Here is a 19,767-nt window from a genome sequence, read left to right on the forward strand (position 1 = left end):
AAATATCATTGTTAATATTATAACATAAAATATTTTAAGAGGAAATAAATTTATGGCCTTTACATTTGAATGTTTTTACTAGCAGCAAAAGATTCAATTTCTTCTGCAGTCAACCCTAACAGCTCTGAAACCCACAAGCCGACAATATCTGACAAAACAGAATCGCAGACATATTCATTCTCACCATGACCATATTTACAAGTAAATAGTGGAGTTCTTATGGCTGATTGATAAAAATTGAAGGCTAACTCTTGCAGTTTCTCTGGCTTAAATTCAAGTCTCAACTCTTGTGCAAGTCCAGCTCTCACTTTATCCCACTCTTCGCCTTTTGACTGGTAGTTTTCTCGTGCTTTTTTGAGAAATCCTTGACAGAATTTTACCAACAAATCCTTGTTTTGATAGAGCAAACGACAGGAAAAGTCTGAGATAGAACCAGCATGAAGTAAGAAAGTAAGCAGGTCATCAAGGCTTTCTGCCACTCTCCCAACTTGGCCTTCACTCCCTATAAAGCCGATACTCTCATCCTCAAGAATTACATATTCTCCCCCACTACCGTCTTTAGCAAAGGCTATGGGCGATAGAGAATAAACTTCATTGTTCTGAGAAAATTCAACCTCTTTCAACTGGTCATAAAAGAGAAAATCGCATTCTTGCATCAATAAAATTCTTAGTTGTTTATCTTCTCTTATTACTTGTAGTTGATTCATATTAGCTACTCTCCTAGCTTTGACAATTGTCACAAGTGACAACAATTCAATTTTAGCAATCGACTCTTAATAATAATAATAGATTTTAATATGGCACTTCTTGGCCACATTGGCAAGATTTTTCACTAACTCCTCGTTTCTTTTGCTTTTCCCAAAATGAAATGTAAAAGATTTTCCATCTTTCCTTGTAAAATACAGATGATACCTGTCCCCATTCATTCTTCTCCCTCGAATGTAATCAATATCAATCTGTCTAATTTCAGCTAGAGGAACAATCCTTTTTCTAAAAAGAATAATCGTGTGAATGTATAATCTTCCCTTTGCAATATGAAAAGGATCCAACATACTCCCACCACTTTTTAAAGATGTCTTAACTCTTTGGAAAAAAAGATAGAAATAAAATAGTGCTAAAAAAATTAACAAAAATCTAATGACCTGATTTTTCCAAAGGACTTCAAAAACTGAAATACGATAACCATACATATTAAAATAATCCCTTTTTTCTTTATTATACCACTTTTGTTGAGCTTCTAGATTCATGGATAAAGAAAAAAACTGAACAAAGTTCAGCCATTTTCAATAATATTTCATGTGATATCTTTATCTAGTCAAATCAAGACGTTTACCGATTTTTCCGATAAGAATAGCACCAACAATGAGTGAAGCGAATTCTCCGATAGCAGTTGTAAACCAAGTAAAGAAGAATGGAGCCTCTGCTACGATATTCAATTCAGCAGCAACGGTAATCATCGAAATTGAAAATAAAATTGAAAAGTAGAAATGATCTTTTCGAATCAATCCATTAAAAAGATAGTCTTTGCTGTATTTGCTAAACAACCATACTCCCAAGCTAAGGAATATCAGTGTAGAACCGCCTCCAACAGCGACATCAATAATTCCAAAACTGAAGAAATTTGCAATCATACATCCAAGAGTAACACCGATAATGTACTTAGGATTGTAGAAAGCCAAGAAATTCATCATCTCAGAAATACGGAACTGATAAGCGCCATAGCTGATAGCATTAAGGGGTGGTGTGATTGTCAAAACCACATAAATAGCTGCGACAATAGCAATATCTGCCAAATCACGAACAGTTAGTTTTTTCATGTTTTCTCCTTTAGCGACAATATCGCGTATAATATGCTTGGTGAAAGAAGCTAAGCACCAAGGGTCGAACAAGTCAACCTTTCAAGTATAGCACATTTATGTCCTTTATGCTATACTGTTTTTATGAAAAGATACATAAAAAAATTCTTCGACAATGAAATCCTCTCCTACTTATTTTTCGGAGTTGCAACTACACTTGTTTCTATCATTGTTCGTATCACTATTTTTTACTTTTTCCAACAAGAATTATGGGCGACTGCTCTGGGAAATATAGCTGGAATTCTTTTTGCTTTTTTCACCAATGATACCATTGTTTTTAAGCAGAAACGAAAAAATTGGTTCAAGCGTCTGATAAAGTTTATGACTGCAAGATTCATAACTTTCCTCTTAGACCTGCTTCTGACCTTTATTTTTGTGACGAGTTTCCCCCATATTATCGGTCAGTTTGTAGGTGATAATCTCAATACTATCAATACAATTGAGACTATTTTTGCACAAGTTACTATTATAGTCCTCAATTACATCTTCAGTAAAGTTTTTGTTTTTAAAAAACAATAAGCATATTTCTTGCATTCAACAGATGATTAAGTTATAATTTAGAATGTAAAATTACGAAAGGAAAAAGAAAATGTTAAAAGATCTTAAAGAATTCTTGCTCCGCGGTAACGTTGTAGACCTTGCTGTCGGTGTGATCATCGCTACTGCTTTTGGTGCTATCGTGACTTCATTTGTTAATGATATCATCACTCCACTTCTATTGAACCCTGCTTTGAAAGCTGCAAAAATTGAACGTATTGCTGAACTTTCATGGAATGGGGTTGCTTACGGTAACTTCTTGAGTGCTGTTATCAACTTCCTTGTAGTTGGTACTGTTCTATTCTTTGTGATTAAAGCAATGGAAAAAGCTCAAAACCTTGCCAAAAAAGAAGAGGTTGCTGAAGAAGCACCTGCTGGTCCAACTGAGTTGGAAGTTCTTCAAGAAATCAAAGCTCTTCTTGAGAAAAAATGATCGTCTAGAGGATTCGGTTCATACTGAATCCTTTTTTACTTCTCCTTTTGCTGAGTTTAGAAAAAACTTGAGTTCAGCTCTCTTTTTTGATATAATAATTAAAGTTTCCACCCTTAGTGTAATGGATATCACGTAAGATTCCGGTTCTTGAGATGGGGGTTCGATTCCCTCAGGGTGGATAGATGTAAACAAAAAAGCAACGATGCCGTTGCTTTTTTCGGCTCTATAATATTTGTAGTGGGTAAATCCCCTATAGATATTATGGAGCCTATTTTGTGTAGAAAAAAAGTCCCATAAGATCTATAATGAAAAGCGACCAAACCATCATTAGAAAGAATCATATGGAACAATTACATTTTATCACAAAACTACTCGATATTAAAGACCCTAATATCCAGATTCTAGATGTTATCAATAGGGATACACACAAGGAAATCATCGCTAAACTGGACTATGACGCCCCATCTTGCCTTGAGTGCGGAGGTCAAATGAAGAAATATGATTTTCAAAAACCGTCGAAAATTCCTTACCTCGAGACGACTGGTATGCCTACCAGAATTCTTCTTAAAAAGCGTCGTTTTAAGTGCTATCATTGCTCGAAAATGATAGTCGCTGAAACTTCTATCGTTAAGAAGAATCATCAAATTCCTCATATTATCAACCAAAAGATTGCTCAAAAGTTGATTGAAAAGACTTCTATGACTGATATTGCACATCAGCTATCCATTTCAACTTCAACTGTCATTCGTAAGCTCAATGACTTTCACTTTAAGCATGATTTTTCTCGTCTTCCAGAGATTATGTCTTGGGACGAGTATGCCTTTACCAAGGGAAAGATGAGTTTTATCGCACAAGATTTTGATCAGTTCAATATCATTACTGTTCTTGAGGGAAGAACACAAGCTATCATCCGCAATCACTTTCTGCGCTACGATAGAGCGGTCCGATGTCGAGTGAAAATCATTACTATGGATATGTTTAATCCTTACTATAACTTGGCTAAACAGCTTTTTCCTAATGCAAAAATTGTACTTGATCGTTTCCACATTGTTCAGCACTTAAGCCGAGCTATAAGTCGAGTTCGTGTTCAAATTATGAACCAATTCGATAGAAAATCCCATCAATACAAGGCCATCAAGCGCTACTGGAAGCTCATCCAACAAGATAGCCGTAAATTGAGTGATAAGCGATTTTATCGCCCTACTTTTCGTATGCACTTGACGAATAAAGAGATTCTAGACAAGCTTTTAAGCTATTCCGAAGACTTGAAACACCACTATGATCTCTATCAACTATTGCTTTTTCACTTTCAGAATAAAGAGCCTAAGAAATTTTTCGGACTTATTGAAGACAATCTAAAAAAGGTTCATCCTCTTTTTCAGACTGTCTTTAAGACATTTCTAAAGGACAAGGAGAAAATCGTCAACGCCCTTCAATTACCTTATTCCAACGCTAAATTGGAAGCGACTAATAATCTCATTAAACTCATCAAACGAAATGCTTTTGGTTTTAGGAACTTTGACAACTTTAAGAAACGAATTTTCATCGCTCTAAATATAAAAATGGAGAGGACAACGATTGTCCTCTCCAGATGTTAGCTTTTATTCAACCCACTACAGTTGACAAAGAGCCCTTTTTTCTGTGTTAGCCTTGTCTTTGAATATAGAACATTGATACTAAAGAAAGAAAAATAACTCCAAGACCGATAATTAAAAAGGAACCTAAATGAACACTTGGTAGAAAGGTCATTAACCCCTTCGCAATCGGCATAAAGAGAATGGCCAGTGTAAAAATGGTACTCAATACCCTCCCCAGATAGTCTCCGTCAACCTTGGTCTGTACTTGTGTAAAGAAGTGAATATTAAAAATTGTCATAAAGAGTTCACAAACTAGATTTCCTGAAAAAGTGAGAAAATTAGGTAGTGGCAATCCCATCATGAAAACTCCTACTCCTGTGAGGATTATTAAGAACAAAAGTGTATTCATACTGGATTTAAATTTATTTGCAATCAATGCTCCGATGATTGAGCCAATTGCACCCATGGTTAAGATAGTTGCATAGGCTCCTTCTACACCATAGAGTTTATTTGAAAAAGGGAGCAAAAACTCAAAAGCTGCAAAAAAGAAATTCACACTGGAAGCCACTAACAAGAGAAAGAAAATTTCTTTTTGATGCCAGATATAGTGCAAGCCATCTTTGATGTCCGCAAAAATATCTTTCCCTGTAAAACTCTTCTGCTCTTGAACCTTTGGTTCTTCTTTGGGAAGTAAAGCCACTAGGGCAAAAGCGATGAAAAAGGTCAAAGCATCTAGTAAGAGCGTCAGATGAAGACTTGCAAATTGTAAAACAAGGAAAGAAAGCACCGGAGAACTGACTCCTACAACCTGTAAAACTAACTCCAAGCGAGAGTTATAGGTCACTATCTCGTCCTTTGCTACCACCTCTGTGATAATAGCTTTATTGGCAGGCCGAGAAAAAGCAAAGGCAATGGCCTGGACAATATTAGCAAAGATCAAAGCTCCAATCATCCAGCTATCATTTCTGATAAAAGAAATGGCCAGACAGAGAATCCCACAAACCAAGTCTGTTGTCATCAAAATCTTGCGACGGGAAAAACGATCCGAAATCACGCCACCAAAGGGATTAACTAGAATGGATGTAACGAGTTCCGAGATCTGATAAATCCCTAGAACGGTTTGCCCAATCGTTCCCATCGATGCCAACCAAACACTATTTCCATAATCATAGAGCATATTTCCTATCTTGTTTATAGCTCCACGACTAATCAACTGTACTGCATATCGATTCATAAAAACTCCTCTCAAATTTTGAAACTATTGTATCAAAACTTGAAGGAGTTTCTCATTTTTCCCATATTTGGGAAATTAATTTTTGACAAATTTATCGTAATGTTCCTGATAGTAGGCTACCTGCTCTGAAAGACCTAGTAGGTCAAAAATATGCATCGCTTCCTGCATTTGTTTACAACCTTCTTTTTTTTGTCCCTTCTGATAAAGGGCAAAGCCTTTAAGAAAGTGGAAAACATTACGCTCATAGAGTTTGATGCTCTTACCTATGATCTTCTCTATATAAGCTTCAAAGTAGCTGGCATTTTCAAAAGCAAGATGTTCTAAACAATGCTGGTAACAATTAAGAGCTAAAATCAAGACCAGTTTTCGATGGCGTCCAATTTCTTTGTAGAAATCCTCCCTCTCCATCACTTCTCTACCAAGGCGAGTAACATAGTCCACATCATAAAAGCTATAGAGATTGCCAAAGAGGATCAACTCATACATGGTCCATTCATCTGTTTGGAAAAGGTAATCTGCCACCTTATCCAGATCACCTTGCTTCATAGTGAAGCTAGCATCTCTTTGACAAATCAGACCTTGTAACAAAATCCAGTTCAGCTCAAAATAGAGGGGATTTGTTGAACTCTTAGCTTTTTCAAGTTGTTCTTCTTGAAGCTTTTGAAAACCTGCAATATCATTTGAGTAGTAAAGCGGAATAATCTGAGCCATCAAGCTCACATGCTCATGATGTTGAAAATTTCTAGTCTTATCCATAAAATTCTCAATCGTCACATGAATATTATCTAATATTTCAAAGAAACGAGATGCAGCTAGATCCGACTCCCCCAATTCAAAGCGGGATAATTGAGAGGTCGAACAGGCCTCTCCTGCAGCTTCTTTTAGAGAGTAATTTTTACTGATTCGAAATTCACGAAAAACTTTTCCAAGATTTTCCATCTTACACCTGCTCCGACAATTCTTCCCACTCCAGCATAGCATCTTCCTGACGATGGCTAATTTTATCCAGTTCTGCTTGCAATTGCATGAGTTCATCCGCATCATTGGTGGTATGCATTTGTTCAGAGATAGCTTGGGCTTGAGTTTCTAGTTCTTCGATTTCTGTCTCAAGACTTTCAATTTTTCTCATCAATTTACGCAGTTCTTTTTGATTCTCTTTTTGGGCTTGGTAGTCATTAACTGGAGAAGCCTCTTTTTCTTGGCTATAAGCTGAAGCTTCTTCTGCTTGACTAGCTGCTAGCTCTGCTTTTTTATCAACATAATAGTCATAATCACCCAGATAAAGTGTTGATCCATTCTCAGATAATTCCAGCACATGAGTGGCTACACGGTTGATGAAATAACGGTCATGGCTGACAAAGAGTAAAGTCCCATCAAAGTCAATCAAGGCATTTTCCAGAACTTCCTTGCTATCGATATCTAAGTGGTTTGTCGGCTCATCGAGAATCAAGAAATTATTGTTTTCCATGGAAAGTTTAGCCAGAAGCAAACGAGCTCGCTCACCACCTGACAGCATTCCAACTGATTTCTTAACATCATCCCCCGAGAAAAGAAAGGCACCTAAGCGATTACGGATTTCTACTTCTGGCATCAATTTAAAATCATTCCAGAGTTCGTCTAAGACTGTATTGCTAGGTGTCAGTTTGCTCTGAGTCTGATCATAGTAACCAACCTCAACATTAGCACCAAAGCGCTTTTCACCCTTGATAAAGGGAATTTGGTCCACAATGGATTTAATAAAGGTTGACTTACCAATACCGTTAGGACCAACAATGGCAATAGCGTTCATCCTACGAAGATCAAGGTTGATGGGTTCTGATAAGATTTCACCATCATAGCCAATAGCAGCATTCTCCACTGTCAAAACAACATTACCAGATACTCTATCAGAGTGGAAGGTCATATTAGCTGATTTTTTACCAGCTTCAGGCTTGTCCAAACGTTCCATTTTTTCCAGTTGTTTGCGTCGAGATTGGGCACGTTTGGTCGTTGAAGCACGGACAAGATTTCGATTAACAAAGTCTTCCAAAGCAGCAATTTCCTTCTGTTGCTTTTCGTAGTTTTTAGCTTCAGTTGCGAGCTTCTGCTCCTTCTGCTCCACAAAACTAGAGTAGTTTCCTACATATCTATCTAAAGAATGTTTTGTTAAGTCGAGTGTTATGGTCGCAACCTTATCGAGAAAATAACGGTCATGGCTGACGATAATCAAGGCACCACTGTAGTTGACCAAATAGTTTTCTAACCAGGCAATCGTTTCAATATCTAGGTGGTTAGTCGGCTCGTCCAAGACCAAGAGATTAGGCTTTTCAAGGAGCATTTTGGCTAGTGCTAGACGAGTATTTTGACCACCAGAAAGCTCAGAGATTCGCATCTGCCACATAGACTCGTCAAACTTGAATCCATTTAAGATAGAGCGAATATCGGCTTCATAGGTAAATCCTCCAGCCTGACGGAAATTTTCTGATAGGCGATCATAGTCAGACATAAGTTTGTCTAGTTCTGCACCAGTCTTTTCACCCATGTCCAACTCCATCTGTCGAAGTTGTCTTTCAGTACGACGCAAGTCATCAAATACATGTAGCATTTCATCGTAAATGGTGTTCTCAGACTCAAAGCGACTATCCTGTGCTAGATATGAGAGGGAAATATCTTTTTTCTTATTGATTTCACCAGTGGTTGGCTCCTCTTCTCCAACCAATATCTTGAGCAAAGTAGACTTCCCAGCACCATTTTTTCCAACGAGGGCAATACGGTCTCTTTCATCTACTTGTAGGTTTATATTATCAAAAAGAACCTCTCCTGCAAAAGAACGTTCAATTTTATTAGCTTGTAAAATAATCATGTAACTATTTTACTATCTTTTTCCATTTTTAACAATTCTAACTAAAAAAGTTCGAGCTTTTCACCCGAACTTTTTATATTAGTAACCGATGCCTCCACGGAATGTGCGAGCCATATCTTTTAAATCATAGTTTTTAGAAGATGTATCGATAGTCCATTTACCATCTTTCTTAGTCATTTTAATTTCATACCCTTCTCTTTTCATATTATCACTAGTATCAAGAGGAGTTGAGTCAAATTGGCTTGGTGCATTCTCTAAAATGTATTTCTCGCCAGCTTTCATAGCTTCTGAGTAGTTACTGTATTTACCTTTATTTTCTTCATAGAATTTACGGCTTAATTCATGAACATTCAAATTGTCTAAGTCAATTGTTTCAGGTCTTACATAAATAACCGCGTAGTCTGGTAGGTAAGTTTTTACTTTATAATCAACTTTTGCTCTTTTAGCATTGGCTTTGATATATGCTTCTGCAAAGGTACGAAGTTCTGCATCAGAAGGCTTGTAGTTATAGAATCCTTTACCAAATGACTCGATAAATTTCTTAATGAATTCTTCTCGGTCAGTCTTCACATCATTTGAGATACCATCTGTTTCATTAGAAGACTTCTTATCATCAGATTTTTTATCTTCAGATTTCTTGTCTTCGGACTTATCTGATTTTTTATCATCGAGTGCGACAATTTGAGTTTTTTCATTAGTGAAACTTACGTTTGATGCTCCTCCAGTGTTTTCTCCATCAAGAAAAACAGCATCAACATATTTTTTCATTGCTTCTTTCGCTTCATCGATATGATCTTCATATTTACTTGGATCAACCTTGATAGCTACGTCATTATTCTCTTTTGCATTTTCTTTTACATCTTCATAAAAGCTTGGTGCAAAGTGAAGCTCATATTTAGCATCCTTATCAACTTCGTAAACAACATAACCAGCTACACTCTTACCTTTAGAGAGGCTATCACCATAGTCCATAAATTTAGTTTTACTATCTGATTCATAAACTTGGATTGGTTCAACCTTTTCATCTTTTTCATTATAGAGTGTGATATCTCTGTTTGTAAAACTAAACTTTTTATCACGATTATTTTTAATTTCTACTTGAAGAGCAAGGTAATGAGAAGAGGAATCTTCATCTTTGGGCAAAACATACATTCCATCTTTAACCGAAACTTCAAAGTTGGAGTTTGATGCAGTACCGTTATCGCTTGCTTTTTTGTTTGATCCACAAGCAACTAGCGCTAATGCTGATAAAACTAAAGCAGAATGCTTAAGAATTTTGTTCATAAATAGAAAATCTCCTTTAATTATTTATTATATTCTACCATACACAGAATAAATGTCAAAATAGAAACCGAAATTATTAAAAATATCTTAAATTTATGTAATATTTTCTAATTTTTTCAAAGAAATTTATTTGATACATTAAAGAATTCCTGTATGTATCAAGTGATAAACGGAAATATTATTAACACTTGCTTTTTTATAAAATATTCATTTATTCATTACAAATTTTCATTTTTCCTCTGTCTACGACTAATGAATTTTTGTAAAAAATAATATAAACTTAAAAATATAATAAAATTTTAAAGTACCTAAATAAAAGTAAATTTCTTACATTTAAACTCACGCTAACGTTTTACTAAAACTTCAAATCGTGGTATAATGTAAGCGATTAGATTATATATTAAAGGAGATTTCCTATGGCTTATCAAGAAAACTACCAAAAATGGCTTGATTTCGCAGAACTTCCAGATTACCTTCGTCAAGATTTGGAAAACATGGACGAGAAAACTAAAGAAGACGCATTCTATACCAATCTTGAATTTGGTACTGCAGGTATGCGTGGACTGATCGGTGCTGGTACTAACCGCATTAACATCTATGTAGTCCGTCAAGCAACTGAAGGTTTGGCTCGTTTGATTGAGTCAAAAGGTGGAAACGAAAAAGAACGTGGTGTAGCCATCGCTTATGATAGCCGTCACTTTTCTCCAGAATTTGCCTTTGAATCTGCAGCAGTTCTTGCTAAACACGGTATTAAATCTTATGTTTTTGAAAGTCTCCGTCCAACTCCAGAACTTTCATTTGCTGTTCGTCACCTCAACTGCTTCGCAGGTATCATGATTACTGCCAGCCACAACCCTGCTCCGTTTAACGGTTACAAGGTATACGGTGAAGATGGTGGACAAATGCCTCCACACGACGCGGACGCTTTGACAACTTACATCCGTGCTATTGAAAATCCATTTGCTGTTGAAGTTGCTGATGTAGAAGCAGAAAAAGCTTCTGGCTTGATTGAAGTTATTGGCGAAGCAGTCGATACCGAATACCTCAAAGAAGTTAAAGATGTTAACATCAACCCAGCTTTGATTGAAGAGTTTGGTAAGGACATGAAGATTGTCTACACTCCTCTTCACGGTACTGGTGAAATGTTGGCTCGTCGTGCTCTTGCTCAAGCAGGATTTGACTCTGTTCAAGTCGTTGAAGCTCAAGCAACTCCAGACCCAGACTTCTCAACTGTTAAATCTCCAAACCCAGAAAGTCAAGCAGCCTTTGCTCTTGCAGAAGAACTTGGTCGCCAAGTAGGAGCTGATGTTCTTGTTGCAACTGACCCTGACGCTGACCGTGTCGGTGTTGAAGTCCTTCAAAAAGACGGTAGCTACCTCAACCTTTCAGGTAACCAAATCGGTGCTATCATGGCTAAGTACATCTTGGAAGCCCACAAAAATGCTGGGACACTTCCAGAAAACGCAGCTCTTTGCAAATCTATCGTATCAACTGACTTGGTAACGAAGATTGCTGAAAGCTACGGCGCAACTATGTTCAACGTCTTGACTGGTTTCAAATTTATCGCTGAAAAAATCCAAGAATTCGAAGAAAAACACAATCACACTTACATGATGGGATTTGAAGAAAGCTTCGGTTACTTGATTAAACCATTCGTGCGTGATAAAGACGCTATCCAAGCTGTTCTTGTTGTTGCTGAACTTGCAGCTTACTATCGTTCACGTGGTTTGACTCTTGCCGATGGTATCGAAGAAATCTACAAAGAATACGGCTACTATGCTGAAAAAACAATCTCTGTTACCCTCTCTGGTGTTGACGGTGCTGAGCAAATCAAAGCAATTATGGCCAAATTCCGCAACAGTGCACCAAAAGAATGGAATGCAACAACTATCACTGTCGTTGAAGACTTTAAAGCACAAACATCCACTGCCGCTGATGGCACTGTAACAGCCTTAACTACTCCTCCAAGTGATGTATTGAAATACACGCTTGCTGATGGATCATGGATTGCAGTTCGCCCTTCAGGTACTGAACCAAAAATCAAGTTCTACATTGCAGTTGTTGGAGAAAGCAACGAAGATTCACAAGCTAAGATTGCTAACATCGAAGCTGAAATCAATGCTTTTGTAAAATAAAAAACTATTTAAAGGTCGGGAAAAATCCTGACCTTTATTTTTGATGTTAAAGTAAAAACTGACTGTAATTTATGTCTTCTTCTATCTCTTTTGACCAGAACTTTAGTTCCTATATCTTTAAAGATACAGGAATATAGGACTAGAAAATCAGACTTAGTCTACTGCTTTCTGCACCACCATCTATTCGCGTATCAAAACTGAGCAATTTTAGAAACTTTATGGCATACTAGACATATCAATGAAAGCGAGGTAATCTCATGGAACAATTTTTAGAAAACATCAAAGATCTTGAAGTTACAACTGTAGCGCGTGCTCAAGAAGCACTTGACAATCAAGAAACAGCAACTTTCTTTATCGGACGCAAAACTTGTCCTTATTGCCGTAAATTTGCTGGTACATTGGCTGGTGTGGTGGCTGAATCCAAAGCGCACATCTACTTCATCAATAGCGAAGAGCCAAGTCAACTTGAAGCTTTACAAGACTTCCGCTCACGCTATGAAATCCCTACTGTACCAGGATTCGTCCATGTTGCAAATGGACAAATCAATGTCCGTTGCGACTCTTCAATGTCAGCTCAAGAAATCAAAGAATTTGCTGGCTTGTAAAATAGTCTATAAAAAAGAAGGCTTGTGCCTTCTTTTTTATATATCCGTCAATGGTGTTGCAGTGTCTGGTGAAGTATCGTAAACTTGAAAGTCTACTCCAACTCCAAGATCTGCTTGAGCTAACTGATTAACCATGGTCATGTGGGCCAGCTCTTTGATATTATTTTCCTTGGACAAATGGCCTAGGTAAATCTTCTTGGTACGATTACCTAGTGTGCGAATCATAGCATCTGCTCCATCTTCATTTGAGAGGTGACCAAGGTCAGACAAGATACGCTGTTTAAGTCGCCAAGCATAAGATCCAGCTCGCAGGATTTCAACATCATGATTTGACTCGATCAGGTAGCCATCTGCGTTCTCCACAATGCCAGCCATTCGGTCACTAACATAGCCCGTATCCGTCAGCATGACAAAGCTCTTATCATCCTTCATAAAACGATAAAACTGTGGCGCGACTGCATCATGACTCACACCGAAACTCTCGATATCGATGTCACCAAAGGTTTTGGTTTTTCCCATCTCGAAAATATGCTTTTGAGATGAGTCAACCTTACCGAGATACTTACTATTTTCCATAGCCTGCCAAGTTTTCTCATTGGCATAAAGATCCATGCCGTACTTACGAGCCAGAACGCCCACACCGTGGATATGGTCTGAATGTTCATGCGTAATCAAGATAGCGTCTAAATCCTCTGGTTTACGATTGATTTCACTCAAAAGGCTTGTAATTTTTTTGCCAGATAGGCCCGCATCTACTAAAATTTTCTTTTTTGGTGTTTCCAAGTAAAATGAATTTCCACTGGAACCCGATGCTAAAATACTGTATTTAAAACCGATATCACTCATTCTAGTCTTCTAGTTCATCCTCCCAAATCTCTTCTTTCACGGCATCCTTATCGTATGGCAGTACGATAGTAAAGGTTGAACCCTTACCGTATTCACTCTTAGCCCAGATAAATCCATTATGTTGTTTGACGATTTCTTTAGCAATAGCAAGTCCTAGACCAGTACCACCTTGAGCACGACTTCTTGCCTTGTCAACACGATAAAAACGGTCAAAAATCTTTGGTAGATCTTCTTTAGGAATCCCAAGCCCTTGGTCCGAAATTGATAAAATCATCTGATCATCTGTAGTCTTCATGCTTACAGTGATTTTTCCACCATCTGGTGAATACTTGATAGCATTATTCAGGATATTGTCAATCACCTGGGTCATCTTATCCGTATCAATCTCAATCCAAACAGAGTTAATCGGATAATCTCTCACCAACTCGTACTTCTTCTCCTCATCCTGACTTTTCATTTTATCAAAACGATTGAGAATAAAGGTGATAAAGGCAGTAAAGTTAATCAACTCAACATCCAAGTGACTGGTCTCATTGTCGATCCGTGAGAGGTGCAAGAGGTCCGTCACCATCCGCATCATACGATTGGTTTCATCCAGAGAAACCTTGATAAAATCTGGAGCAACTGGTTCTGTTAGGGCTCCTTCGTCCAAGGCCTCAAGATAGGATTTTACACTGGTCAAGGGTGTACGCAACTCATGACTAACGTTAGAAACGAAAAGCCTTCTCTCACGTTCTTCCTTCTCTTGTTCAGTCGTATCATGTAGAACTGCTACTAAACCAGAGATAAAGCCAGACTCTCTACGAATCAAGGCAAAACGCACGCGCAAGCTGATATACTCGCCATTCACATTTTGGGAATAAATCATCAATTCAGGACTTTGGGTAATGAGATCTCTCAGCTCATACTCTTCTTCAATCTTGAGCAACTCTAAGATATTTTGATTAAGAGCATCATCCTTTTCAACTCCAAGTTGTTTCTTGGCCATGTCATTAATCATGATAATTTGACCACGACGATTGGTCGCAAGTACTCCGTCTGTCATGTAGGACAAGATACTATGCAACCTTTTACTCTCTTGTTCCAGATTTTCTTGAGTCAAACGGATTACTTCTGACAAATCATTAAGATTGTTAGTGATATTGGTAATCTCTGAACTTCCCTGCATATCCAAAACCTGAGAATAATCACCAGCAATCAAATCCTTAACCTTCTGGTTTAGCTGTCTAAGGCGAATATTATCACGACGGCTCTCAAGTAAGAGAAAAGTCACCAGCAAAATAAAGCCAATTAGGATGAGGATATAGATAAAGTCACTCGTCAAAATTGTTTGTCTAATTACTTCAATCATTATTTCTCATATAATATCCTACTCCACGACGAGTTAGGATGTATTCAGGTCTACTTGGTGTGTCTTCGATCTTCTCGCGCAAACGTCTAATTGTTACATCAACTGTACGGACATCTCCAAAATAGTCATATCCCCAAACAGTTTCAAGAAGATGTTCTCGGGTAATAACTTGACCAAGATGAGAAGCTAAATGATGTAAGAGTTCGAATTCACGGTGGGTTAGGTCTAACTCTTCACCATATTTCTTAGCCACGTAGGCATCGGGTAAAATCTCCAAATCGCCAATCTGCAGACTTTGTAATTTCGTTTCAGGTTCTTGGTTATCAACTGAAACAATATCTGTACGACGGAGAAGAGCTTTAACACGGGCCTGTAGTTCACGATTTGAAAATGGCTTGGTTACATAGTCATCCGCTCCAAGTTCAAGCCCAATAACCTTATCAAACTCGCTGTCCTTTGCTGAAAGCATGATAATAGGAACACTACTTGTCTTACGAATAGTTTTTGCAACTTCAAGTCCATCAATCTCTGGAAGCATCAAATCCAAGATAATAATATCTGGTTGCTCAGCTTCAAATTGTTCAAGAGCTTCACGACCATTAAAAGCAGTTACAACTTCATAACCTTCCTTGGTCATATTAAATTTTATAATATCTGAGATGGGTTTTTCATCATCTACAATTAGTATTTTTTTCATTTAGTCACCTTTTTCCTTATCTCATTATACCAAAAAAATGTAAAGAAGACACGAAAGACCGATACTAGCAGCTTCTTTTCAAGTAGGCTTGCCAAATCTTTTGCTGAGGTTTAGCTAGGGGATAATTGATAAATTCTTCCGGACTTAACCAAAGGACTTCTCTATCTGCATATTCCTGTGTTTCAGTAACTCGGCCTGCAATTATCTGGATATGCCATTTACGATGGCTAAAAATGTGCTTGACCTCTTCAAATCGTAGATCTTGCCAATCAACTTCAAGATCATAGTCCTGTTCAAAACTCTCCTGTGGAGATGGTCCAAGCTGTAAAATTGATTCCGCTACTTGACTAAAAAGATCCAAATCTTGATTTTGGTCTGAGAAGTCATCAACTTCAATCAAGGGAAAATGCCAAAATCCAGCCAAGAGTTTTTCACTCTCATTCTTTTCTAATAAAAACTGACCCTGACTATTTTGTACTACAAGAGCCTTTAGATAAATAGGGATTGGCTTTTTCTTTGGAGCCTTGATAGGATAGCGATCCATGGTCCCATGTTGGTAAGCAGCACTGAACTCCTTAACAGGACTCTCCTCCGGTCTTGGATTAACAGGAGCCTCAATATCTGAACCTAAATCCATCAAAGCCTGATTGAAATCACCTGGACGATCAGGGTCTATCAGAACTTCCATCATCGCTTGAAATATTTTTCGATTGCTAGGATTTCCAATATCATGATTGACTTCAAACAAACGTGCCAAAACACGCATGACATTGCCGTCTACTGCAGGCTGTGGAAGGTTAAAGGCAATACTAGAAATTGCACCAGCTGTATAAGGACCAATCCCTTTTAAGCTTGAAATGCCTTCATAAGTTGACGGAAATTCTCCTTGAAAGTCGGACATGATTTGTCGCGCAGCTGTTTGCATATTGCGGACACGAGAATAATAGCCAAGTCCTTCCCAGGCTTTTAATAAGCGCTCCTCAGGAGCATTTGATAAGCTTTCTACAGTCGGAAACCAGTCTAAAAAACGTTCATAATAGGGAATGACGGTATCAACTCGAGTCTGCTGCAACATAATTTCAGATACCCAGATATGATAAGGATTCTTACTCCGTCTCCAGGGTAAATCCCGCTTGTTTTCGTCATACCAGGCTAATAATTTTTGACGGAAAGAGAGAATTTTCTCCTCTCCCCACATGGTCACACCATATTTCTCCAAATCTAACATATTTCTAGTATAGCATAACCTTTTAGGATACTCAAAAAATCAAGATAAGGCCAGATAAAACACTCTCTTAAACTCTATTAGAAAATTAGCAATTTAACCTTTCCAAACCAGCTGATTCTATCATTTTCCCTAATTTTTTGATATAATAAATTTAATGATTCTTCAAAGGAGGCATCTATGCGTTTTAATCAATTCAGTTACTATCCTGTAAGCCAGCAAGAAGCTTTACAGGAATTATCCAGCCTTGGATTCAAGCTAGACCAATCAAATTCTGCGAAAGAACTGTTTGAAGCTTTTGTTAGAACTTGTTTTTTCAATTACAAAAATACAGATTATCCCCTCTCAACTTTAGCTGTTGATAAAGAAACTGATCTGCTCACTTTCTTCAATTCTGATCGTGAATTAACTGCAGAAATTTTCTATACTGTTGCCTTTCAGTTGCTTGGTTTCAATTACTTGACAGACTTTGAAGACGGTCTTGTTTTTCACAAAGAAACAGCATTCCCTATTGTATACGGAGATTTGATTGACAATCTCTATCAACTCCTTAACACGCGCACTAAAAAGGGAAATACCTTAATCGATCAATTGGTTAGCGACGGTCTTATCCCTGAGGACAACTCTTACCACTACTTCAATGGCAAGAGTTTGGCAACCTTTTCTGCAAACAATGCTATTCGGGAAGTTGTTTATGTGGAAAGTCGTATTGATTCTGATAATGATGGACTGCCAGATCTTATCAAGGTAAACATTATTCGTCCATCTTACCACGGCAAAATTCCAGCTGTTATGACGGCAAGTCCTTACCATCAAGGAACCAATGATAAGGCTAGCGATAAAGCTCTTTACAAAATGGAAGCTGAGCTAGAAGTCAAGGAACCGCATGAAATTTCTCTAGAAAAACCAACATTAGACTTGGTTGAACCTGTTGGAGAAGCTGAACTCGTTCCAGAAGCTGAAGAAAAACTCACTCATATCAATAGCAGCTACACACTTAATGACTACTTCCTTCCAAGAGGATTTGCAAATATCTACGTATCTGGTCTTGGAACCAAGGATTCTCAAGGTCAAATGACCAACGGAGATTACCGACAAGTTGAAGCCTATAAAAATGTCATTGATTGGCTCAATGGTCGTTGTCGTGCCTTCACAGACCATAGTCGTGAACGTCAGGTCAAGGCTGACTGGTCAAATGGTAAAGTAGCAACTACTGGTCTTTCTTACCTAGGAACAATGTCTAATGGTCTGGCTACTACAGGAGTTGATGGTTTAGAAGTCATTATTGCTGAAGCAGGTATTTCTTCTTGGTACAACTATTATCGTGAAAATGGTCTAGTAACAAGCCCTGGTGGCTATCCAGGGGAGGACTTCGATTCATTAGATGAATTAACTTATTCTCGTAATCTCTTAGCTGGTGACTTTATCCGTGGAAACGAGGCTCATAAAGATTCTATAGAAGAACTGAAGAAAAATCTAGACCGTAAAACTGGGGATTATAACCAATTTTGGCATGACAGAAACTACCTACTCAATGCTGAAAAAGTTAAGGCTGAAGTTGTCTTTACCCACGGTTCGCAAGACTGGAATGTAAAACCACTTCATGTCTATCAAATGTTCAATGCTCTTCCAAGCAATATTAAGAAACATCTCTTTTATCATAACGGGGCCCATGTTTATATGAACAACTGGCAGTCTATTGATTTCCGTGAATCCATGAATGCTCTTTTGACGCAGAAATTATTGGGGCATGAAACTGATTACCAACTTCCAAGAGTCGTTTGGCAAGACAATACAGCTCCTCAAACATGGATGACTCTTGAAGATTTTGGAAATCAAACTGACCACAAAACTTTCACATTAGGTACTGAAGAAGCTGTCATTCAAAACCACTATCAAGACTCTGATTTTGAACGATTTGGAAAAACTTACCAAACCTTTAACAATGAACTCTATCAAGGGAAAGTCAATCAGGTTACCATTGACCTTCCAGTGACAGAAGACCTTCATCTCAATGGGCGTGTTAAACTAAACCTCCGTCTCAAATCAAGTACAAATAAAGGCTTACTATCTGCCCAACTTCTCGAACTTGGTCAAAAGAAATACCTACAACCGTATCCAGGAGTCTTGTCTGCTCGTACGATTGATAATGGTCGTTACCACATGCTGGAAAATCTTTGCGAGCTACCGTTTAGCCCAAATGCACAGCGCGTTATCACCAAAGGCTATCTCAATCTTCAAAATCGTCATGATTTACTGAAAATTGAGGAAGTTAAGCCTGATGAATGGATGGAATTCCAATTTGAACTCCAACCAACTATTTACAAACTAAAAGAAGGCGATACAGTACGTCTCGTTCTTTATACTACAGACTTTGAGATTACTGTACGTGACAATACAGACTATCACTTGACTGTCGACCTTGCACAGTCCAATCTTGAGATACCTTTTCAAAGGGAGGTAACTGTAGATGAACAAAGCCGAGCAAAGACACCAGCTCATCCGAGCCCTAATCACTAAACAAAAAATTCATACCCAAACTGAATTACAAGAACTACTGATTGAAAACGGAGTACAGGTCACACAAGCAACACTTTCAAGAGACATTAACCTGATGAATCTTTCTAAGATTCGTGAAGGTGAACACTCCTATTATTCAATCAACACTGGCTCTACATCCAAGTGGGAAAAACGGCTAGAAGTCTATATGGAGGAAGCCCTCTACATGATGCAACCCGTCCAACACCAAGTTGTTATCAAAACCTATCCAGGTTTGGCACAATCCTTCGGATCTATCTTGGACGCCCTAAATTTTCCTGAAATAGTCGCTACTATCTGTGGAAATGATGTCTGTTTGGTTATCTGCGAGGATAAGGAGCAAGCTCAATCTTGCTTTGAACGCCTCAAACAATTTGCACCACCTCTATTTTTTGATCGGTAACAAAAACCCGTGATGACTTTCATCACGGGTTTATTTTATGATTTGCTATTTTCAGCTTGCTTTTTAGTTCTTGCTAGTCTCAAAGCTCTATTTGGATTGAGGCGATTAAACAGTTCTTCTAACTTCTTCTCATTCCAGACATCTGCTGCAGAAACAAAATTTCCATCAGCATCACGGAAAGATATCGGTTTATCTCCCATAGCT

The 19,767-nt window shown here is 37.9% G+C and carries 19 protein-coding genes, 1 tRNA gene and 1 riboswitch; of the genes, 8 read left to right on the forward strand and 12 right to left on the reverse strand.

Going from position 1 to position 19,767, the window contains the following annotated elements; translation table 11 throughout:
* Positions 1-59: 59 nt before the first annotated feature.
* The 3 genes from HMPREF1116_RS11290 to HMPREF1116_RS11300 all read right to left on the reverse strand — a co-directional run bounded on the left by HMPREF1116_RS11290 (position 60) and on the right by HMPREF1116_RS11300 (position 1,817).
* Positions 60-707 carry a hypothetical protein gene (locus HMPREF1116_RS11290; RefSeq protein WP_001072788.1) on the reverse strand — a complete coding sequence of 216 codons (648 nt, stop codon included), beginning with the start codon at positions 705-707 and terminating at the stop codon, positions 60-62.
* A gap of 66 nt (positions 708-773) precedes the next feature.
* Positions 774-1,247, reverse strand: a complete 474-nt coding sequence (locus HMPREF1116_RS12425; RefSeq protein WP_001047144.1) for a hypothetical protein — start codon at positions 1,245-1,247, stop codon at positions 774-776.
* A 60-nt stretch (positions 1,248-1,307) separates the two neighbouring features.
* Positions 1,308-1,817, reverse strand: a complete 510-nt coding sequence (locus HMPREF1116_RS11300; protein WP_000737299.1) for a QueT transporter family protein — start codon at positions 1,815-1,817, stop codon at positions 1,308-1,310.
* A riboswitch (PreQ1 riboswitch) is annotated at positions 1,815-1,912 on the reverse strand. It overlaps the preceding gene by 3 nt.
* Before the next feature lie 28 nt (positions 1,913-1,940).
* Here HMPREF1116_RS11300 and HMPREF1116_RS11305 point away from each other — a divergent pair.
* The 4 genes from HMPREF1116_RS11305 to HMPREF1116_RS11320 all read left to right on the forward strand — a co-directional run bounded on the left by HMPREF1116_RS11305 (position 1,941) and on the right by HMPREF1116_RS11320 (position 4,424).
* Entirely contained in the window at positions 1,941-2,375 is a 435-nt protein-coding gene (locus HMPREF1116_RS11305) for a GtrA family protein (protein WP_000833173.1), read from the forward strand.
* A 70-nt stretch (positions 2,376-2,445) separates the two neighbouring features.
* Positions 2,446-2,826, forward strand: a complete 381-nt coding sequence (gene mscL / locus HMPREF1116_RS11310; RefSeq protein WP_000910211.1) for a large conductance mechanosensitive channel protein MscL — start codon at positions 2,446-2,448, stop codon at positions 2,824-2,826.
* Positions 2,827-2,933: 107 nt separating this feature from the next.
* Positions 2,934-3,005 (forward strand) — tRNA-Arg (locus HMPREF1116_RS11315).
* A gap of 162 nt (positions 3,006-3,167) precedes the next feature.
* Positions 3,168-4,424 (forward strand): ISL3 family transposase, encoded by a 1,257-nt coding sequence (locus HMPREF1116_RS11320; RefSeq protein ID WP_025171315.1) that lies wholly within the window; start codon positions 3,168-3,170, stop codon positions 4,422-4,424.
* A 46-nt stretch (positions 4,425-4,470) separates the two neighbouring features.
* On the opposite strand, the gene HMPREF1116_RS11325 is transcribed toward HMPREF1116_RS11320, so the two are convergent.
* The 4 genes from HMPREF1116_RS11325 to HMPREF1116_RS11340 all read right to left on the reverse strand — a co-directional run bounded on the left by HMPREF1116_RS11325 (position 4,471) and on the right by HMPREF1116_RS11340 (position 9,763).
* A complete protein-coding gene (locus HMPREF1116_RS11325) occupies positions 4,471-5,637 on the reverse strand; it encodes an MFS transporter (protein ID WP_001083008.1) in 1,167 nt (388 codons plus the stop codon).
* A gap of 75 nt (positions 5,638-5,712) precedes the next feature.
* On the reverse strand, positions 5,713-6,576 hold the full coding sequence (locus HMPREF1116_RS11330) for an XRE/MutR family transcriptional regulator (protein ID WP_000429208.1): 864 nt from the start codon (positions 6,574-6,576) through the stop codon (positions 5,713-5,715).
* A 1-nt stretch (position 6,577) separates the two neighbouring features.
* A complete protein-coding gene (gene abc-f, locus HMPREF1116_RS11335) occupies positions 6,578-8,479 on the reverse strand; it encodes a ribosomal protection-like ABC-F family protein (RefSeq protein ID WP_000584895.1) in 1,902 nt (633 codons plus the stop codon).
* 78 nt (positions 8,480-8,557) lie between these two features.
* Positions 8,558-9,763: a DUF4352 domain-containing protein gene (locus HMPREF1116_RS11340; protein WP_001033671.1), complete on the reverse strand. Its 1,206-nt coding sequence runs from the start codon at positions 9,761-9,763 to the stop codon at positions 8,558-8,560.
* A gap of 416 nt (positions 9,764-10,179) precedes the next feature.
* On the opposite strand from HMPREF1116_RS11340, the gene HMPREF1116_RS11345 reads away from it, so the two are divergent.
* Positions 10,180-11,898, forward strand: coding sequence for a phospho-sugar mutase (locus tag HMPREF1116_RS11345; RefSeq protein WP_000331247.1), 1,719 nt, complete (start codon positions 10,180-10,182; stop codon positions 11,896-11,898).
* 257 nt (positions 11,899-12,155) lie between these two features.
* Positions 12,156-12,503: a thiol reductase thioredoxin gene (locus tag HMPREF1116_RS11350; protein ID WP_000434664.1), complete on the forward strand. Its 348-nt coding sequence runs from the start codon at positions 12,156-12,158 to the stop codon at positions 12,501-12,503.
* A 36-nt stretch (positions 12,504-12,539) separates the two neighbouring features.
* Here the strand turns inward: HMPREF1116_RS11350 and HMPREF1116_RS11355 are convergent, their stop codons facing one another.
* From HMPREF1116_RS11355 to mutY, 4 genes are all read right to left on the reverse strand, one after another.
* A complete protein-coding gene (locus HMPREF1116_RS11355; RefSeq protein WP_001279898.1) occupies positions 12,540-13,349 on the reverse strand; it encodes an MBL fold metallo-hydrolase in 810 nt (269 codons plus the stop codon).
* A 1-nt stretch (position 13,350) separates the two neighbouring features.
* The gene (gene vicK, locus HMPREF1116_RS11360) at positions 13,351-14,700 is read right to left on the reverse strand and encodes a cell wall metabolism sensor histidine kinase VicK (RefSeq protein WP_000573602.1); all 1,350 of its coding nucleotides are present in this window, start codon (positions 14,698-14,700) and stop codon (positions 13,351-13,353) included.
* Positions 14,693-15,397: a response regulator YycF gene (yycF, locus tag HMPREF1116_RS11365; RefSeq protein ID WP_000722070.1), complete on the reverse strand. Its 705-nt coding sequence runs from the start codon at positions 15,395-15,397 to the stop codon at positions 14,693-14,695. The genes vicK and yycF overlap by 8 nt, the downstream gene beginning before the upstream one ends.
* 64 nt (positions 15,398-15,461) lie before the next feature.
* A complete protein-coding gene (mutY, locus tag HMPREF1116_RS11370) occupies positions 15,462-16,625 on the reverse strand; it encodes an A/G-specific adenine glycosylase (RefSeq protein WP_007556079.1) in 1,164 nt (387 codons plus the stop codon).
* A 177-nt stretch (positions 16,626-16,802) separates the two neighbouring features.
* Here mutY and HMPREF1116_RS11375 point away from each other — a divergent pair, with 177 nt between their 5' ends.
* Together HMPREF1116_RS11375 and HMPREF1116_RS11380 are read left to right on the forward strand one after the other, a co-directional pair.
* Positions 16,803-19,142 carry a Xaa-Pro dipeptidyl-peptidase gene (locus HMPREF1116_RS11375; RefSeq protein ID WP_001212026.1) on the forward strand — a complete coding sequence of 780 codons (2,340 nt, stop codon included), beginning with the start codon at positions 16,803-16,805 and terminating at the stop codon, positions 19,140-19,142.
* A complete protein-coding gene (locus HMPREF1116_RS11380; protein WP_001030117.1) occupies positions 19,093-19,563 on the forward strand; it encodes an arginine repressor in 471 nt (156 codons plus the stop codon). The genes HMPREF1116_RS11375 and HMPREF1116_RS11380 overlap by 50 nt, the downstream gene beginning before the upstream one ends.
* Positions 19,564-19,598: 35 nt before the next feature.
* On the opposite strand, the gene HMPREF1116_RS12190 is transcribed toward HMPREF1116_RS11380, so the two are convergent.
* Positions 19,599-19,763 (reverse strand): hypothetical protein, encoded by a 165-nt coding sequence (locus HMPREF1116_RS12190; protein ID WP_000502583.1) that lies wholly within the window; start codon positions 19,761-19,763, stop codon positions 19,599-19,601.
* Positions 19,764-19,767: the final 4 nt, after the last annotated feature.

Source organism: Streptococcus sp. SK140 (assembly GCF_000259525.1).
Classification (GTDB): domain Bacteria; phylum Bacillota; class Bacilli; order Lactobacillales; family Streptococcaceae; genus Streptococcus.

Coding starts and splice junctions, on each gene's coding strand:
- HMPREF1116_RS11330 (WP_000429208.1), bottom strand. CDS start 6,576: ATGGAAAATCTTGGAAAAGTTTTTCGTGAATTTCGAATCAGTAAAAAT.
- HMPREF1116_RS11350 (WP_000434664.1), top strand. CDS start 12,156: ATGGAACAATTTTTAGAAAACATCAAAGATCTTGAAGTTACAACTGTA.
- HMPREF1116_RS11300 (WP_000737299.1), bottom strand. CDS start 1,817: ATGAAAAAACTAACTGTTCGTGATTTGGCAGATATTGCTATTGTCGCA.
- HMPREF1116_RS11320 (WP_025171315.1), top strand. CDS start 3,168: ATGGAACAATTACATTTTATCACAAAACTACTCGATATTAAAGACCCT.
- HMPREF1116_RS11375 (WP_001212026.1), top strand. CDS start 16,803: ATGCGTTTTAATCAATTCAGTTACTATCCTGTAAGCCAGCAAGAAGCT.
- HMPREF1116_RS11305 (WP_000833173.1), top strand. CDS start 1,941: ATGAAAAGATACATAAAAAAATTCTTCGACAATGAAATCCTCTCCTAC.
- HMPREF1116_RS12425 (WP_001047144.1), bottom strand. CDS start 1,247: ATGAATCTAGAAGCTCAACAAAAGTGGTATAATAAAGAAAAAAGGGAT.
- HMPREF1116_RS11340 (WP_001033671.1), bottom strand. CDS start 9,763: ATGAACAAAATTCTTAAGCATTCTGCTTTAGTTTTATCAGCATTAGCG.
- HMPREF1116_RS11290 (WP_001072788.1), bottom strand. CDS start 707: ATGAATCAACTACAAGTAATAAGAGAAGATAAACAACTAAGAATTTTA.
- vicK (WP_000573602.1), bottom strand. CDS start 14,700: ATGATTGAAGTAATTAGACAAACAATTTTGACGAGTGACTTTATCTAT.
- yycF (WP_000722070.1), bottom strand. CDS start 15,397: ATGAAAAAAATACTAATTGTAGATGATGAAAAACCCATCTCAGATATT.
- mscL (WP_000910211.1), top strand. CDS start 2,446: ATGTTAAAAGATCTTAAAGAATTCTTGCTCCGCGGTAACGTTGTAGAC.
- HMPREF1116_RS11380 (WP_001030117.1), top strand. CDS start 19,093: ATGAACAAAGCCGAGCAAAGACACCAGCTCATCCGAGCCCTAATCACT.
- HMPREF1116_RS11355 (WP_001279898.1), bottom strand. CDS start 13,349: ATGAGTGATATCGGTTTTAAATACAGTATTTTAGCATCGGGTTCCAGT.
- HMPREF1116_RS11345 (WP_000331247.1), top strand. CDS start 10,180: ATGGCTTATCAAGAAAACTACCAAAAATGGCTTGATTTCGCAGAACTT.
- HMPREF1116_RS11325 (WP_001083008.1), bottom strand. CDS start 5,637: ATGAATCGATATGCAGTACAGTTGATTAGTCGTGGAGCTATAAACAAG.
- HMPREF1116_RS12190 (WP_000502583.1), bottom strand. CDS start 19,763: ATGGGAGATAAACCGATATCTTTCCGTGATGCTGATGGAAATTTTGTT.
- mutY (WP_007556079.1), bottom strand. CDS start 16,625: ATGTTAGATTTGGAGAAATATGGTGTGACCATGTGGGGAGAGGAGAAA.
- abc-f (WP_000584895.1), bottom strand. CDS start 8,479: ATGATTATTTTACAAGCTAATAAAATTGAACGTTCTTTTGCAGGAGAG.